Annotated in this window: 16 protein-coding genes and 1 pseudogene; 13 read left to right on the top strand and 4 right to left on the bottom strand. The window is 66.2% G+C overall.

Annotation, left to right across the window (positions count from 1 at the left end; all coding sequences use genetic code 11):
* Positions 1-254: pseudogene (locus GO615_RS08790) on the top strand (amino acid ABC transporter substrate-binding protein); the annotation flags it as partial.
* A 16-nt stretch (positions 255-270) separates the two neighbouring features.
* Positions 271-1083: an ABC transporter permease gene (locus tag GO615_RS08785; RefSeq protein WP_169127022.1), complete on the top strand. Its 813-nt coding sequence runs from the start codon at positions 271-273 to the stop codon at positions 1081-1083.
* A 141-nt stretch (positions 1084-1224) separates the two neighbouring features.
* Here GO615_RS08785 and GO615_RS08780 read toward each other — a convergent pair whose 3' ends face one another.
* Positions 1225-2067: a transporter substrate-binding domain-containing protein gene (locus GO615_RS08780; RefSeq protein WP_169127020.1), complete on the bottom strand. Its 843-nt coding sequence runs from the start codon at positions 2065-2067 to the stop codon at positions 1225-1227.
* On the bottom strand, positions 2057-2518 hold the full coding sequence (pedF, locus tag GO615_RS08775) for a cytochrome c-550 PedF (protein ID WP_211167007.1): 462 nt from the start codon (positions 2516-2518) through the stop codon (positions 2057-2059). Before pedF ends, GO615_RS08780 begins: the two co-directional genes overlap by 11 nt.
* Positions 2519-2769: 251 nt before the next feature.
* On the opposite strand from pedF, the gene GO615_RS08770 reads away from it, so the two are divergent.
* The 5 genes from GO615_RS08770 (at position 2770) to thiS (ending at position 8912) form a co-directional block, all read left to right on the top strand.
* A complete protein-coding gene (locus GO615_RS08770; protein WP_169127016.1) occupies positions 2770-4839 on the top strand; it encodes a sigma-54-dependent Fis family transcriptional regulator in 2070 nt (689 codons plus the stop codon).
* A gap of 97 nt (positions 4840-4936) precedes the next feature.
* Positions 4937-5413 (top strand): 4Fe-4S dicluster domain-containing protein, encoded by a 477-nt coding sequence (locus GO615_RS08765; RefSeq protein ID WP_169127014.1) that lies wholly within the window; start codon positions 4937-4939, stop codon positions 5411-5413.
* A 15-nt stretch (positions 5414-5428) separates the two neighbouring features.
* Positions 5429-7276 carry an aldehyde ferredoxin oxidoreductase family protein gene (locus GO615_RS08760; RefSeq protein WP_169127012.1) on the top strand — a complete coding sequence of 616 codons (1848 nt, stop codon included), beginning with the start codon at positions 5429-5431 and terminating at the stop codon, positions 7274-7276.
* Between the two features lie 93 nt (positions 7277-7369).
* Positions 7370-8641 carry an NAD(P)/FAD-dependent oxidoreductase gene (locus GO615_RS08755; RefSeq protein WP_169127010.1) on the top strand — a complete coding sequence of 424 codons (1272 nt, stop codon included), beginning with the start codon at positions 7370-7372 and terminating at the stop codon, positions 8639-8641.
* 19 nt (positions 8642-8660) lie between these two features.
* Positions 8661-8912 (top strand): sulfur carrier protein ThiS, encoded by a 252-nt coding sequence (gene thiS / locus GO615_RS08750; protein WP_169127008.1) that lies wholly within the window; start codon positions 8661-8663, stop codon positions 8910-8912.
* A 7-nt stretch (positions 8913-8919) separates the two neighbouring features.
* Here the strand turns inward: thiS and GO615_RS08745 are convergent, their stop codons facing one another.
* Complete coding sequence (locus GO615_RS08745) at positions 8920-10254, bottom strand: protein kinase family protein (protein ID WP_169127006.1); 1335 nt, start codon at positions 10252-10254, stop codon at positions 8920-8922.
* Between the two features lie 279 nt (positions 10255-10533).
* On the opposite strand from GO615_RS08745, the gene GO615_RS08740 reads away from it, so the two are divergent.
* The 3 genes from GO615_RS08740 (at position 10534) to GO615_RS08730 (ending at position 12329) form a co-directional block, all read left to right on the top strand.
* Positions 10534-10842 (top strand): hypothetical protein, encoded by a 309-nt coding sequence (locus GO615_RS08740; RefSeq protein ID WP_169127004.1) that lies wholly within the window; start codon positions 10534-10536, stop codon positions 10840-10842.
* A gap of 66 nt (positions 10843-10908) precedes the next feature.
* Positions 10909-11613, top strand: coding sequence for an ABC transporter permease (locus tag GO615_RS08735; protein ID WP_169127046.1), 705 nt, complete (start codon positions 10909-10911; stop codon positions 11611-11613).
* 2 nt (positions 11614-11615) lie between these two features.
* Positions 11616-12329: an ABC transporter ATP-binding protein gene (locus tag GO615_RS08730; RefSeq protein WP_211167006.1), complete on the top strand. Its 714-nt coding sequence runs from the start codon at positions 11616-11618 to the stop codon at positions 12327-12329.
* A gap of 5 nt (positions 12330-12334) precedes the next feature.
* Here GO615_RS08730 and GO615_RS08725 read toward each other — a convergent pair whose 3' ends face one another.
* A complete protein-coding gene (locus GO615_RS08725; RefSeq protein WP_169127002.1) occupies positions 12335-13231 on the bottom strand; it encodes a LysR family transcriptional regulator in 897 nt (298 codons plus the stop codon).
* A 106-nt stretch (positions 13232-13337) separates the two neighbouring features.
* Here GO615_RS08725 and GO615_RS08720 point away from each other — a divergent pair, with 106 nt between their 5' ends.
* From GO615_RS08720 to GO615_RS08710, 3 genes are read left to right on the top strand one after another with little or no spacing between them, the layout of a single operon-like run.
* The gene (locus GO615_RS08720) at positions 13338-14210 is read left to right on the top strand and encodes an SDR family oxidoreductase (protein WP_169127000.1); all 873 of its coding nucleotides are present in this window, start codon (positions 13338-13340) and stop codon (positions 14208-14210) included.
* Between the two features lie 38 nt (positions 14211-14248).
* Positions 14249-14791, top strand: a complete 543-nt coding sequence (locus GO615_RS08715) for a cytochrome b (protein ID WP_169126998.1) — start codon at positions 14249-14251, stop codon at positions 14789-14791.
* Positions 14792-14817: 26 nt separating this feature from the next.
* Positions 14818-15411, top strand: a complete 594-nt coding sequence (locus tag GO615_RS08710; RefSeq protein WP_169126996.1) for a YceI family protein — start codon at positions 14818-14820, stop codon at positions 15409-15411.
* The last annotated feature ends 43 nt before the right edge of the window (positions 15412-15454 follow it).

Below are 15454 nucleotides of genomic sequence, written 5' to 3'. Positions count from 1 at the left end.
AGGCGGTGGTGCGCACGCAGAACGCTCCCTTCGCCACGGTCGCGAAATACCTCAAGGGCGAGGAGATCACGCTCGACGGCTTCAAGGGCAACCGCCTGGGCTTCCGCCCGTGGGACAACCAGCTGCGTCAGCCCGTGCTGCTCGCCACCCACAACGCCGTGATCGAGCGCGCCCCGATCGCGGGCTTCCTGCACCCGACCAACAACCTCGACACCCTCGGCTTCGACCAGCGCGACAGCCGCTGCGCGTTCTGAACGGAAAGGATGGCCCATGAGACTCTCCCACGCCGGGCTCGCGCTGCAGGCCATCGCCGGGCGCGAGCTCGCCAAGTTCGTGCGCCAGGGCGGACGCTTCGCCTCGGCCCTCGTGCGCCCGCTCTTGTGGCTCGTCGTCTTCGCGGCGGGCTTCCAGAACGTCTTTGGCGTCTCGATCATCCCGCCCTACGACACCTACATCCCGTACCAGGTCTACATCGTGCCGGGCCTGCTGGGCATGGTGCTGCTGTTCAACGGCATGCAGTCCTCGCTCGCGATGGTGTACGACCGCGAGATGGGGATGATGCGGCTGCTGCTCACCGCGCCGCTGCCGCGCGGGTATCTGCTCTTCGCCAAGCTCCTTGCCGGCACCCTGCTGTCGGTGCTGCAAGCCTACGTCTTTCTCGTGATCGCATGGCTCTTCGGCGTCGAGGTGCCGTGGTCGGGCTGGCTCACCGCCCTGCCGGTGATCGTGCTCGCGGGCATGATGCTGGGCGCGCTGGGGCTGCTGCTGTCGGTGCAGGTGCGCCAGCTGGAGAACTTCGCCGGCACGATGAACTTCGTGATCTTCCCGATGTTCTTCGTCTCGCCCGCGCTGTATCCGCTGTGGAAGCTGGAGGAGTCAGGTGCGGCCGTCGTGCATGCGGTGGCGCAATGGAACCCCTTCACGCACGCGGTCGAGGCGATCCGCTTCGCGCTCTACGGCCAGTTCGCCGCCACTTCGCTCGCCATCGTCGCGGGCTGCGTGGCGGTGTTCTTCACGCTCGCGGTGCGCGGCTACGATCCGCAACGTGGGATGCTCAGGCGGGCGGGGGGCAAGCCTGCTTGACCCCTGATGTCACGCCATGGAGCAGGTGCTCCAAAACGGAACAACAAGGTAAAAAAGGAAGCCGGATGTTCGGCAAAACCTTGCATAGGTTTGATCGAGCATCCGGCAATCTTTCGGGGCGCAGAGTGCCCCGAAGTGCGTTCAGGGAACCCTGTGGGTGACGCCGTGGGCCGAGAAGATGCGAGCGAGCTCGCCCGAGCGCTGAATGTCCGCCAGCGCCTCCGAAAGGGCAGCGGCCAGATCCTTGTGGTCTGCCTTCACGGCCATCCCCAGCGGCCAGCCTTTCACGCGCAATTCGGGCATGGTCAGCGTGTCGATTGCGAACTGCCGCTGCTCCTTGAATGCGCCCTCAAGCTGGCTGCGTGGCGCCATCACCGCGCTCACTTCACCCTTCGCCATCGCCGCAGCAGCTTCGGCGACACTGCGGAAATGCACGACGTTGTCGCGCAGGCGGCCGTTCATCACGTGGAGCATGAAGTCGCTCGCGTGGGTGTCGAGTTCGACGCCGATCTTCTCGCGCGTGAAGACTTCGAATGCGACCGCGGCCGAACCGGCGACCGACGGCACGCGCTCGGGATTGCGCGCGATCGCGATCGTCTCGAGGTGGTAGGGGCCGAAGATCGCCACCTTGTCGTTCTGGGCCGCGAACTGGGCATCCACGGGCACATGCATCATCACGTCGGCCGGGCGGTGGCCGAGGTAATGCCCTTTCCACACCATGTTGCGCAGGTCGTCGTTCATGTTCTCGTCGGCCGGGAACTCGACGATCTCCGCACGCAGTCCCAGGCGCTCGGCCAGCGACTGCGCGAGGGCCACGTCTATCCCCTTGCCGCGCGCCGAGAAGGGCGCGTAGTCGGCATAGACGGCCACCCGCAGGGTGCCCGCCTGCTGCACTTCGGGCTGTGCGGCCGCATGGGCCGGGAGCAGGGCGCCTGCCATCATGGCGCCCGCTGCGATCAGGAATGCGCGTCGGTCATTTTTCACGTACGGTCTCCAGCCAGGCCTTGATTGCCCACATTGCCTCCTGCGACAGCATGCCCTCGAACGGCGGCATGTATACGGCGCCGTTGCGGCTCACGCCATTGCGGATGCGCTGCAGGAAATACTCGTCCGTTTCGGGCGCGATGTCGAGCTTGCGCAGGTCGGGCGCGATACCACCGGATACCGCGCCAAGACCGTGGCAGCGCGCGCAGTTCTGGTTGTAGGCCGAATCGCCGATGCGGATCGCTTCAGTGTTGTCGCGGTAGGGGTTCACCTCGCGCCAGTCCTCGCCGAGCTTCGGCAGCGTCGATACATCCACCGCCTGCGGCGTCACGTCGCCGTGTGCGTGGGCCAGTCCCGCTCCGAGCGCGAGTCCCACGGCCAGGGCCGCGGCGCGCAGTTTGCGGGTCAATGTCTCCTTGTCGTTGTGCTTGTCCACCTTCTGATTCCTCATCTCTGATTGACGACGCCCGGGGTGCCGGATCTGCACAGTCCTTCGCAAGCCCTGTGCCACGTCGGTCGAGCGTGACGAAAACGGCCTATTTCCTTGGTAAGGCGCCTGAAAGCTGCTGGCAGGAAAATTGCTCCTCTGTTGTTGCCGAGTCGGATGACCGATTGCTTCGACCTGGTGCAGGTGCTACTTTCTGACACAAGGGACAAACAAAAAAATAGTCCCAAAAGTGACGCGCAGGAGAGGAGGAGAAGATGGCCGTATTGCCGCAGTTGCGGGATCGCCGCGAGAACACCATTTCGGACGCGCGACGATTTTTCTTCGAGCTTGGCCAGACGCCAGAGGCCGGGCTCGCCCCTCCTGTGCTGCGTTCCTGGCAGCGCTGTCGCACTGGCGGGCTCGACCACCTCGATGCCTACCTGATCGATCCTGCAGGCCGCGCCCAGCTCTCCGATGCGCGCGATCGCAGCGCGAGGCTGCTGGAGCACGCCGGCGGGATCATGGAGCACGTGTTCGAGCAGATCCGCGCCTCCGGCAGCATGGTCATCCTCGCCGACACGCGGGGCATGATCCTGCACTGCCTCGGTGATCCGGACTTCGTCGGCCGCGCGCAACGTGTCGCCCTGCAGCCCGGTGCGTCGTGGGACGAGGCGGTTCGCGGCACCAACGCGATCGGCACCGCAATCCAGGAAGGTGCCGCGGTCGAGATCCATGGTGCGGAGCACTACCTTGAACGCAACGGGTTTTTGACCTGCAGTGCGGCGCCGGTGTTCAACGCCCAGGGGCACATTGCCGGCGTGCTCGACATCTCGGGCGACTCGCGCAACAACCAGCGCCATACGCTCGGCCTCGTGCGCCTGTCGGTGCAGCTGCTGGAAAAACGCCTCTTCGAGGCGGAGTTCGCCAAAGAAGTCCGCATCGCCTTCCATCCTCGCCCCGAATACGTCGGCAGCCTTCAGGAAGCGATGCTCGCGGTCGATGCCGATGGGCGGATCGTGGGTGCCAACCCGGTCGCGCGCGAATGGCTGGCCTTGCCGGCCGGGCTCGCTGATGCACCCACTTTCGGCAGCCTGTTCCGTACGGGCTTCGGTCAGCTGCTCGACCGCGCCGTGAATGCCCCCGACGACCTGCTGTTGCTCGAGATGCGCCGCGGCGAAGCCGTGTATGTGCAGGTGCGCGGCCATCGCCGCCCACGCGCCGAGGTGTCTGCGCCGCGACTGCAGCAGTCCGTGGCGGACCCGGCAAGACCGGCGGGCAAACCCTGCGACCGCTCGAAGTCGCTCATCACGCTCGATTGCCTCGCGACCGGTGACGTGCGCCTGCAACTGGCGCTTGACCGTGCGCGCCGCGTGCAGGGCAAGGACATCCCGTTGCTTATACAGGGCGAGTCGGGCGTCGGAAAGGAGCTCTTCGCGCGCGCCTTCCACAACAGCGGTGCACGCAGCGACGGCCCCTTCGTTGCGCTCAACTGCGCGGCGATTCCGGAAAATCTCATCGAGTCCGAACTCTTCGGCTATGTCGGCGGGGCCTTCACCGGTGCACGGCGCGAGGGGGCGGTCGGCAAGCTGCAGCAGGCGCACGGGGGAACCCTGTTCCTCGACGAGATCGGCGACATGCCGCTGGGCATGCAGGCGCGCCTGCTGCGCGTGCTGCAGGAGCGCAGCGTCACGCCGATCGGCTCGATGAAGTCGATCCCGGTCGATATCTCCCTCGTGTGCGCGACGCACCGTGTGCTGCGCGACGCCGTCAAGCAGGGCCTGTTCCGCGAGGACCTCTACTACCGCGTCAACAGCCTCACCGTGACCCTGCCGCCACTGCGCGAGCGCACCGACATCCGCCACATCGTCACCAACCTGCTCGAGATGGAAGCCGCGGACCGCCGCAGCGGCCCGATCGGCATTAGCGAGGAGGTCATGGGCTTCTTCGAGCGCTATCCGTGGCCGGGCAACGTCCGTCAGCTGCAGAACGTCATCCGGGTGGCGGTCGCGCTGCTCGACGACGACGAGCACGAGATCGCCTCGGTGCATCTGCCCGAGGAGCTCTTCGGCATCGACGGCGGCGACGAGGTCGCGGAGCCGCTTCAACGGCCGGTGGCGCTCGCGGCACAGGCGGCCGCCTCGCCATTCGCTGCCGCGTTGCCTGCAGCGTCCGCAGCGATCGTGCCGCAGGCAGCCGCTGCAAGCACGCCGCGCAGCCTCGATGAAATCGAACTCGAAGCGATCACCACCGTGATGCGCGAGGTAGGGGGGAACGTCTCCGCCGCCGCGCGTAGACTGGGCGTCAGCCGCAACACCCTTTACCGCAAACTGGGCAAGTTGAACTGAAGTGTGAAAACCATGCTTGCGGCATGGTTCGTGGCATGATATTTGCGATCTGCGACACGTTGTCCCGAAGCGAAACAAACGACGGAGGAGTACATCGATGTGGAAATCCCTTCACATTGACCCCGCAAAGTGCACCGGCTGCCTGCAGTGCGAAATGGCCTGCTCGTATGAGCACACCGGGGTCATCAATCCCAGCAACTCGCTGATCAAGGTCTTCAATTTCGAACACGAAGGGCGCAAGGTGCCCTACACCTGTACCCAGTGCACCGAGGCGTGGTGCATGCATTCCTGTCCGGTCGACGCCATCCGGCTCGACCTGACCACGGGCGCGAAGATCGTGTTCAAGGACACCTGTGTCGGCTGCAAGGTATGCACGATCGCCTGTCCGTTCGGCACGGTCAATTACAACCAGGCCAGCGGCAAGGTCCAGAAATGCGACCTGTGCGAGGGTGATCCCGCCTGTGCGAAAGCCTGTCCGACCGGCGCCATCACCTACATCGACGCCAACTGGACGGGGCTTTCCCGCATGCAGGCCTGGGCCGCCAAGGCCAACACCCCCGCATCGGCGGCCTGAGAGGAGAGGAATACCATGGGATGGAATCGCAAGCTCCTGCGGGTGAACCTCACCCAGGGCACGTGCAAGGAAGAGCCCCTCAACATGGAGTGGGCCAACGAATACCTCGGATCACGGGGCCTTTCGGCCAAGTATCTGGTCTCCGAGATCGACCCCAAGGTCGATCCGCTGTCGCCGGACAACAAGCTGATCATGGCCACCGGCCCGCTCACCGGCACGATGGCCTCCACCGGCGGCCGCTACACCGTGAGCTGCAAGGGGCCGCTCACCGGCGCGATCGCCTGTTCCAACTCGGGCGGCTTCTTCGGCGCCGAGCTGAAGTTCGCCGGCTGGGACATGATCATCTTCGAGGGCAAATCGCCCAAGCCCGTCTATCTTTTCATCGAGAATGACAAGGCCGAACTGCGCGACGCATCGCACCTGTGGGGCACCAGCTGCTGGCACACCGAGGAGCAGATCAAGGCCGACCACCAGGATCCGCTGATCCGCGTCTCCTCGATCGGCAAGGCGGGCGAGAACCAGGTCCTGTTCGCGGTTGTCATCAACGACCTGCACCGCGCGGCCGGCCGCTCCGGCGTCGGCGCCGTGATGGGCTCGAAGAACCTCAAGGCGGTCGCCGTGCGCGGCACCAAGGGCGTTGCGGGCATCAAGGACTTCCCGGCCTTCCTCAAGGCCACCCAGGACGCCAAGAAGGTGCTCGCCGACAACGCCGTCACCGGCCAGGGCCTGCCCAAGTACGGCACCCAGGTGCTGATGAACGTCATCAACGAGATCGGCGCGCTGCCCACGCGCAACCACCGCGACGTGCAGTTCGAGGACGCCTCCAAGATCTCCGCCGAGGCAATGCACGAGAAGCGCCCCACCGACGGCAAGTCGCACCTCGTCACCAATGCCGCGTGCTTCGGCTGCACGATCGCCTGCGGGCGCATCTCGCAACTCGACAAGAACCACTTCACCGTCAAGAACAGCCCGCAGTACTGGGGCGCCTCGGGCGGCCTGGAGTATGAAGCGGCGTGGGCGCTGGGTGCCGCCAACGGCGTCGGCGACCTCGAGGCGCTGCAGTACGCCAACATGCTGTGCAACGAGCAGGGCATGGATCCGATCTCCTTCGGCGCCACCGTCGGTGCGGCGATGGAGCTCTACGAGATGGGCGTGCTGAAGAAGGAAGAGATCGGCCTCGACACTCCCTTCGGTTCGGCCGAGGCGCTGGCGAAGCTCGCCGAGATGACTGCCAGTGGCGAAGGCTTCGGCAAGGAGATCGGCCAGGGCTCCGCGCGCATGTGCGCGAAGTACGGCCATCCCGAGCTGTCGATGAGCGTCAAGAAGCAGGAATTCCCTGCCTATGACTCGCGCGGCATCCAGGGCATGGGCCTCGCCTATGCGACGTCCAACCGCGGCGCCTGCCACCTGCGCGGCTACACCGTCGCCTCCGAAGTGCTGGGCATCCCGGTGAAGACCGACCCGCTCGCCACGGAGGGCAAGGCCGAACTCGTGAAGGCCTTCCAGGACGCGACGGCGGCGTTCGACGCGGCCGGCATCTGCGTGTTCACCTCCTTCGCCTGGACCCTGGCCGACGTGCAGCCGCAGGTTGCGGCGGCTTGCGGCGAGGAGTGGACGCTGGAAAAGCTCAACGAGGTCGGCGAGCGCATCTGGAACCTCGAGCGCCAGTTCAACAACGCGGCCGGCTTCACCGCCAAGGACGACAACCTGCCGCCGCGCCTCACCACCGAACCGGCGAAGACCGGTCCGGCCAAGGGGATGGTGAACCAGCTCGACAAGATGCTGCCCGAGTACTACAAGGTGCGTGGCTGGACGCCGGACGGTGTTCCAACCGACGAGACCCTGGCGCGACTCGGGCTCTGAGCATCCCCTGACGCTCGCCTGGCGAGCGTTCGAGCCCTTCCTGGCGCCGTGCCGCCGGGAAGGGCGTCTCATCGCCCAAACGAGGACGAACCGATGAAACACGTGATACTCGGCAACGGCCCCGCCGGCGTCGTCGCGGCCGAAACGCTGCGCCGCGCCGCCCCCGCGGACGAGATCCTGATGGTCGGCAGCGAGGACGTCCCGCCGTACTCGCGCATGGCCATTCCCTACCTGCTCGAAGAGAACATCGACGAGTCGGGCACCTACCTGCGCAAAGCCCCCGAGCATTTCCGCAGGCTCAACATCGGCGAGCTGCGCGCACGTGCCGTGTCGCTCGATACCGACAAACGCCGCATCCTGTTCCACGACGGCCACTTCGAGGACTACGACCGACTCCTGATCGCGACCGGCTCACACCCGGTGCGCCCGCCCATTCCCGGCGTCGACCTGCCCGAAGTGCAGACCTGCTGGACGCTCGACGACGCCCGCGCCATCGCCCGGCTCGCCAAGCCCGGTTCGCGCGTGCTGCAGCTCGGCGCCGGCTTCATCGGCTGCATCATCATGCAGGCGCTCGCCGCGCGCGGCGTGCAACTCACCGTCGTCGAGATGGGTGACCGCATGGTGCCGCGCATGATGACGCCCAAGGCCGGCGGCATGATCAAGCGCTGGGTCGAACACAAGGGCATCCGCGTCGTTACCAACGCCGGCGTGCAGCGCATCGACCGCAGCGGCAGCGAGGGGGGCGTCGATGTCACCCTGTCGACGGGTGAAGTCCTGCCGTGCGACCTCGTGATCGTCGCTGCGGGCGTCGCGCCCAACATCGCCTTCCTCGACTCGACGCCGGTCCATGTCGCCAAGGGCGTGCTGGTCGACGACAAGCTCGAGACCAGCGTCCCCGGCATCTTCGCTGCGGGCGACGTCGCCGAGGCGCCCGACCTGTTCACCGGTGCCCACCTCGTCGCAGCGATCCAGCCCAACGCTGCCGACCAGGCACGCGTCGCGGCATTGAACATGGCGGGACGCCCGACAAAGCTCAACGGCGTGCTCGCCATCAACGTGCTCGACACGCTGGGCCTGATCTCGGCGTCCTTCGGCCAGTGGTGGGGCGAAGGGACCGAAGCCGGCGGGGCGGGGGTCGAACATGTCGACGAGAATCGCTTCCGCTACCTCAGTCTGCAGTTCAAGGACGACGTGCTGATCGGCGCAACCTCGATCGGCCTCACCCAGCACGTTGGCGCGCTGCGCGGCCTGATCCACGGCCAAGTGAAGCTGGGCGCATGGAAGGACCGCCTGCTGGCCAACCCGTTGCAGTTCGTCGAGGCCTACGTCGCGCGCTCGCAGCAACCGATGGCGCTTGCGCGTTGATGCCGGAGTGGATGCGCTCATGAAGATCGGCTTCAAGCTCTTCGCCTCCCTCACCGACCACCTTCCGCCCGATCGCAAGGGCAACCGTATCGAACTGGAGGTCGGGGAGGGAACGACCATCGCCGAACTGATCACGCGCTTCAACGTCCCCGAGCGCAGCGCGCATCTCGTACTCGTCAACGGTCACTTCGTCCCGGCTGCGCAGCGCGCCTCGCGCGCGCTCGCGGACGGCGACGAACTGGCCATCTGGCCGCCGATCGCCGGCGGATGAACTCCCGCTAGAGAACACTTCCTGCCCGGCGTGGCAGCGACGCGAGGCTGGCGCGTGCGAGGATCATGGCGCGCAATGCCTTATCCTGCCACCCGGCGCAGTGACGCGCGAAGCATCGGTGCGCCTCTCGCAGCAGCGCGAACTGCAGATGCCAGTCGAGTTCGGTTTCCGCCAGCCTGCCGCCGCAGTGCGCCCGATAACGCGCGACGAAATTCGCCGCCAGCTGTGCCCAGTCGGCCTTGCCATCGTCGCGGCACAGCAGGTTGCTGACGAAGCCGGAGACGTCGCGCGCCGGCGAATCGATGGTGAAACTGTCATAGTCGAAGAGCGCAATGCGTCCGTTCCACCACTGCATCCGGTCCACGTGAAAGTCACCGTGCGTCGTCACCACGCGACGGGGCCGTGCCGCGCCGCGCTCGAGGTGAAACAGCAGTGCGTCCAGATCGGCAGCAAAGCGCCCGTCCTCGGCCCCGAGTTCGGCGCACCACGTACGAGCCTGCGTCACGGTTGCGGCCAGCTGACGCGCCTCGCGCACAATCAGCGGACCGGCATGCAGCGCCGCCAGCGCCGCGGCCACCGCATCCAGCGTCGCTTCGGCATGCGGACCGGCCAGGCGCAACGCGAGCGGCTCGCCGCGCACTTCCGCCTGCCACACCGCGTGCAACGCCGGGCACGAGCCGAGCGGTCGGCCGACGACGAAGGCCTGCGGATCGACGCAACCGGTGCACCACAAGGAATGCATGCAGTCGCGCGCGTCGCGCCATCTTTCCCCCGCGTAGCTCTTCCCGTAGATCGCTTTCTCGTCTGCTGCGCCGGGAATGGCGATTCGCGCGAGGCAATGCTCCTCGGGCTCGTAGCGCACCACGCTCACCTCGCCGATGCCTCCCGACCCCTTGGTCCCCAGCGCACCGGAAGGCAGGTGCGGTCTGACCGCAACCGGATCGAGCAGGGCAGGGAGTTGCTCCATCACCGGATCATTCGGCAGCGGCCACACCACGAGGTCGAGTTCCGGCATGTGCATCACCGGTTCCCCCAAGCCGGGAACCACGCATGCAGCGGGCAGCGCCGCCCGGAACGCATCGGCGCTGCGCCCAAGCGAGTAGGCCTTCGCATACAGCCACAGTGCCTGCCGTGCGCCGCGGTCCCGGTCCTGCAGGGCGAGCCGGTAACATATGTCGAGCCACGCGCTGCCATCGCCGGACGCGGGCCGTGCGGCGTGCCGGCGAGCCTGCACGACGCGGCATTCATCAATGTCCCAGCGCGTGTTGCCGTCTCCCGTCAGCCGCTGCAGCAGCGGGCGGGCCATCGCGTCTCCGTCGGTCAGCAGCGCGGCGATTTCCATGTCGCTCTCGTAGCACCGCGGAACTGGCACCACATGGGTAGCGGCGTTGCCGGGGCGCGGTGCGATGGGGTTGGAGGTTTGCGACCACATGACTGTTTCGCATGCGACCGTACGGGGCAGTCTTACTGCACCTGCAACAAGCAGGCCAGCTCAATAATTCGGCAAGTGACTGATTCGCAGATCGAATATTCTGAAACGGGTTGGCCGCGTGCCCCCGCTTTCGGGTGATATGCCCAGAATGTCGGGGACTGCATCCCCCAGATCAAAGGAGAGGATTCCATGGCTTTCGTAAGCGGCCCGGTGCCCGAGCGCTTCGAGCGCGAGGTGACTGCCTCTGTGGCCGAGTTCGAGCGCGATCTGCGCAAGGCCTCGCCGTGCGCAGTCGAAACCGTCGCCCCCCGGCACTTCCGCCTGCGCGTCGGGCCGACCCGGCTCGACATTCACGTTTCCGCGCGCGGTGTGCGGCGGCTCGGCATCCTCCAGTTGCAGACCCTCGGCGTGCGCTACGAGTTTTCCGGCGGCACCGAGTCGGACCGCAGGGCCATGCTTGTTCCGCTCGACCGCGCGATGCAGCGCGGCGGCGGGTGAGGCGGTTTCCGTTCTGCATGCCGCGCAGGGCTCCCGAAACGCAGCGCTTGCGCTATGCTCCGACGCATGTACGGACTCGCCGCGACCTTCGCTGACGCCTTCGCTCTACTTGCCACCTTCGATCACCGCGCGGTCGAAATCGCCGTCCTGTCGCTGCAGGTCAGCGGCTCGGCCGTGATCCTCGGCACAGTCATCGGCCTTCCCCTCGGCGCCTGTCTGGCGGTAGGTCGCTTCCCCGGCCGCAGTGCGGCGCTCGTCGTCGTCAGTGGCTTGATGGGGGCTCCATCCGTGGTGGTCGGAGTGGTCGTGTATCTGGTCCTGTCGCGCTCGGGCCCGCTCGGCGGGCTGGGCATGCTCTACACGCCTGCGGCGATGGTCGTCGCGCAAACCCTGCTGGTCGTGCCCCTGATGGCCGCCATCGCACGGCAGATCATCGACGATTCGTGGCAGCGCTATGCCGAAGAATTCAGGGCGATGCGCTTCACATGGATGCAAAGCGTCACGACCCTCTTGTACGACTGCCGCCATTCGCTGCTCGTTGCCGTCCTTGCCGGACTCGGGCGGGCCATGAGCGAAGTGGGTGCGGTGATGATCGTCGGCGGCAACATCGACCACGCCACGCGCGTCATGACCACCGCGATCGCGCTGGAAACCAGCAAGGGCGACCTGCCGCTCGCCATTGCGTTGGGCATCGTGCTCGTCGCGGTCATTCTCGTCCTCAATGCCGCGGCATTCGCGATGCGAGGCTGGGCGATGCGCAGGTACGGCTGAACATGTTTCCCCTGCGTCTGTGCGACATCCGATTCCAGCCCAACGGCCGCAGCGTCCTCGATGGCATCGAACTCGAACTCGGCGGCGAGGGCATCACGCTCGTGCTCGGCCCCAACGGTGCCGGCAAAAGCGTGCTGCTGCGCACGATCTGCGGCCTGCTCGAACCCACGGGCGGGCGGATCGACTGGGGCGGGGGCGCGCGCCCCCATCTCGGCGTGATGATGGTGTTCCAGCACCCGATGATGCTGCGCGCCTCGGTGCTGGAAAACGTCGCCCTGGCGCTCAAGCCCCACGGCATCCCGCGCGTCGAGCGCAGGCGTCGCGCCGCGCGGATGCTCGATCGCGTCGGCCTCCTGGCGCGTGCGTCCGAGAGTGCGCGATTGCTGTCCGGCGGCGAACAGCAGCGCCTGGCGCTCGCCCGTGCATGGGTCACTGCGCCGCGCCTGCTGCTGCTGGACGAACCCACCGCCAGCCTGGATCCCTCCGCGACTGCCGAAGTCGAGCGCATCGTCCGCGAGATCCGCACCGACGGAACGCGCATCCTCATGACCACGCACAATCTCGGCCAGGCTACCCGCCTGGGCGACGACGTCGTCTTCATGAGCGCCGGACGGGTGCGGGAGCACGCCTCGGTGCAGCGCTTCTTTTCCCGCCCCGCCTCGGACGAAGCCCGCCTGTTCATCCAGGGTGAGCTGCCGTGGCGGATGACCTTCTGAGCGGGTCAGTCCCAGTACGGAACCGGTCCGATGCGCTCGGCCAGATAATCGACTAGCGTGCGCACGCGGTGCGGCACATAGCGTGTGCCGGGAAACACCGCGTAAATGTGCAATTCCGTCGTCGAGTATTCCGGCAACAACACCTCCAGCAGGCCGGCCCGCACCGCCTGCGAGGTCAGGAAGCTCGGCTCGCGCACCACCCCCAGCCCGCGGATCGCCGCATCCAGCAGGGCATCGCCGTTGTTGGCTCGGAAACGCCCCTTTACCGGCACCGAATGGGTTTCCCCGTTTACAGTGAAATTCCAGCCCAGGCTGGACCCCAGCGTGTACGTGAGGCAGTGGTGCTGCAGCAACTCGTCGGGATGCTGGGGCCGACCGTGCCGATCCAGATAATCGGGCGAGGCGACCACCGCCAGCGAACTCCGGCTGAGACGGCGGATCACCAGAGACGGATCGATCTGTTCGGAGATGCGCACGGCGAAATCCATGCCTTCCTCGATCAGATTCACGCGGCGGTCGCTGAACTCGACGTCGACGCTGACTTCCGGATAGGTGGTGATGAAGTCCGCGACCAGCGGCATCAGGTGGCGCACACCGAAGCTCATCGGCACGCTTGCGCGAATCTGCCCGCGCGGCGCCTGCTTCTCGCCCGCCAGGTCCCCCTCCGCCGCCTCGACCATCGCCAGGATTTCGCGGCACTTTTCCAGGTAGGCAGAGCCGGACGAAGTCAGGCTCAGTCTCCGCGTGCTGCGGGCGAGCAGCTTGGTGCCCAGGTGTGCCTCCAGCGCCGCGATCTGCCGCGTGATCGCCGAGCGGGCGACATTCAGGCGGTCCGCGACCGCGGTGAAACTTCCGGCTTCCGCAACGCGCACAAACACTTCCATTGCCTGCAAGCGATCCATTGTTCTCCTCGGTGCAACAAAGAGTTTGCTTGGGTCCGCTATTTTAGAACCAATCAATCCCATAAAGTGCGCTTACACGCTAAGCACGCACCCCAAGGACGCCAATATGATTCTCGTAACCGGAGCAACAGGGCAGCTAGGACTGCACATCGTGCAGCAGCTCGCCGTGCGGCTGCCGGAGGCGGGAGTCGGCCGGCTCGCCGTCAGCGTCCGCAATCCTGAGCGCGCCGCGGCGCTTGCAGCACGAGGCATCGAAGTGCGCCGTGGCAACTTCGACGAAACCGAAGCCCTGCGTGCGACCTTCGCCGGCGCAACGCGGCTGGTGATCGTCTCCACCGACGGCCCCAAGGCGCAGCGCATCGCCCAGCACCGCAACGCAATCGAAGCCGCACGCGCCGCCGGGGTCGAACACATCCTCTACACCAGCTTCCTCGGCGCCGACGCAGCGTCGCCGTCGGAATTCGCGCAGGTGCATGCCGACAGCGAAGCGGCACTTGCCGCGTCCGGCGTCGCTTACACCATCCTGCGCAATGGCATGTACGCGGACTTCCTGCCCATGACCTTTGCCGGCGCGCTCAGTTGCGGCCTGCTGCAATTGCCGGCCGGGGAGGGCAGGGCGAGCTACCTGTCACGCAGCGAGCTTGCGGGGGCGATCGCCGCCGCCGCAGTCGCGCCGCGGCTCGAGAAACGCATCTACGAACTTACCGGCCAGACTGCCCAAGACTATCACGACCTCGCTGCGCGGGTCGGTGCCGCGACCGGCAAGACGCTGCGTTACGAACCGCTCGGCGAGGACGCCTACGCCGCCATGCTCGAGGGCGCCGGCATGTCCGCCTGGCTCGCCCGCGCCATGGCGAACATGTACACCGCGGTCGCCGCGAACAACATGGCGCGCACCACCAACGATTTCGCCGCACTGGTCGGTCATCCGCCCAAGTCGATCGACTGCCTGATAGCTGAGTTCTTCCGCGCAGTCTGAGCGCCGAAACGATAACAACGGAATCAGGGGGAAACGCAATGAATGCAAGCAACAAATACTCAAAACCGGCGGTGATCGTGCACTGGATGGTCGCCATCCTGGTGCTCGTTGCACTGCCGCTCGGCTACTACATGACCGACCTGTCCCTGTCACCGCGCAAGCTGCAGCTCATCTCGTGGCACAAGTGGATCGGCTTCACCGTGCTTCTGCTGCTCATCCCCCGCCTGTTCCTGCGCCTCACGCGACCGGTGCCTGCGCCGGTCGATACCATGCCCGGTTGGCAACGCGCGGTGGCGTCGCTGACCCATGTCGTGCTTTATGTGCTGATCATCGCCGTGCCCCTCACCGGCTGGCTCATGAGTTCGGCCAAAGGCTTCCCGGTCGTCTATCTGGGGCTCATTCCGCTGCCTGATCTCGTAGGCAAGGACGAGGCCCTGGGCGACCTGCTCAAGTCGGCCCACGAAGTCCTCACTTCCGGCCTGTTGATCCTCGTCGGCCTGCACATCGCGGCCGCGCTCAAACATCACATCATCGACCGCGACGAAACGCTGGTGCGCATGGTGCCCCTGCTCAAACGCTGATCCGGACAATCAAAGGAATCCACGCCATGCAAGGCAAGAAAATTCTCGCTGCCACCATCCTGTCGCTAGCGCTGCCCCTGGTCGGGATGGGCGCCCACGCGGCGCAACCCGCAGGTACCTTCGATCAGGTGCAGCCCGCCAAGAATCGCATCGACTTCGTCTTCAAGCAGATGAACGTGCCGGTGAAGGGGCACTTCAAGAAGGCCAAGGTGGATCTCGTCTTCGATCCGGCCGCCCCGGCGAATTCCACCGTGCGTCTCGACCTCGACCTCGCCAGCATCGATGCGGGCTCCGCAGACGCGAACAGCGAGGTCGTCGGCAAGCCCTGGTTCGACATCAAGTCCTTCCCCACCGCGACCTTCGTGTCGTCGTCCGTGAAACCCCTCGGCGGCGACCGCTACGAAATGACCGGCAAGCTCACGATCAAGGGCAAAACCCGCGACGTGACGACGCCGGTAACCGTCACGCAGAACGGCAACACCGCTGCGTTCGACGGTGGCTTCACCTTGAAGCGGCTGGAGTTCGCCATTGGCGACGGCAGCTGGTCGGACACCTCGATCGTCGCCGACGAGGTCAAGGTCAGCTTCCACGTCGAAGCCGAACGCCGCGCTGCGAAATAAACCTCCCTGCAACAAGACCCACTTCCTATCCGAACCAAACCTG

Source organism: Aromatoleum evansii (assembly GCF_012910805.1).
Classification (GTDB): Bacteria; Pseudomonadota; Gammaproteobacteria; order Burkholderiales; family Rhodocyclaceae; genus Aromatoleum; species Aromatoleum evansii.
This window is presented reverse-complemented; position numbering and strand designations above follow the sequence as displayed.

Coding starts and splice junctions, on each gene's coding strand:
- GO615_RS08785 (WP_169127022.1), top strand. CDS start 271: ATGAGACTCTCCCACGCCGGGCTCGCGCTGCAGGCCATCGCCGGGCGC.
- pedF (WP_211167007.1), bottom strand. CDS start 2,518: ATGAGGAATCAGAAGGTGGACAAGCACAACGACAAGGAGACATTGACC.
- GO615_RS08770 (WP_169127016.1), top strand. CDS start 2,770: ATGGCCGTATTGCCGCAGTTGCGGGATCGCCGCGAGAACACCATTTCG.
- GO615_RS08765 (WP_169127014.1), top strand. CDS start 4,937: ATGTGGAAATCCCTTCACATTGACCCCGCAAAGTGCACCGGCTGCCTG.
- GO615_RS08760 (WP_169127012.1), top strand. CDS start 5,429: ATGGGATGGAATCGCAAGCTCCTGCGGGTGAACCTCACCCAGGGCACG.
- GO615_RS08755 (WP_169127010.1), top strand. CDS start 7,370: ATGAAACACGTGATACTCGGCAACGGCCCCGCCGGCGTCGTCGCGGCC.
- thiS (WP_169127008.1), top strand. CDS start 8,661: ATGAAGATCGGCTTCAAGCTCTTCGCCTCCCTCACCGACCACCTTCCG.
- GO615_RS08745 (WP_169127006.1), bottom strand. CDS start 10,254: ATGGAAATCGCCGCGCTGCTGACCGACGGAGACGCGATGGCCCGCCCG.
- GO615_RS08740 (WP_169127004.1), top strand. CDS start 10,534: ATGGCTTTCGTAAGCGGCCCGGTGCCCGAGCGCTTCGAGCGCGAGGTG.
- GO615_RS08735 (WP_169127046.1), top strand. CDS start 10,909: ATGTACGGACTCGCCGCGACCTTCGCTGACGCCTTCGCTCTACTTGCC.
- GO615_RS08730 (WP_211167006.1), top strand. CDS start 11,616: ATGTTTCCCCTGCGTCTGTGCGACATCCGATTCCAGCCCAACGGCCGC.
- GO615_RS08725 (WP_169127002.1), bottom strand. CDS start 13,231: ATGGATCGCTTGCAGGCAATGGAAGTGTTTGTGCGCGTTGCGGAAGCC.
- GO615_RS08720 (WP_169127000.1), top strand. CDS start 13,338: ATGATTCTCGTAACCGGAGCAACAGGGCAGCTAGGACTGCACATCGTG.
- GO615_RS08715 (WP_169126998.1), top strand. CDS start 14,249: ATGAATGCAAGCAACAAATACTCAAAACCGGCGGTGATCGTGCACTGG.
- GO615_RS08710 (WP_169126996.1), top strand. CDS start 14,818: ATGCAAGGCAAGAAAATTCTCGCTGCCACCATCCTGTCGCTAGCGCTG.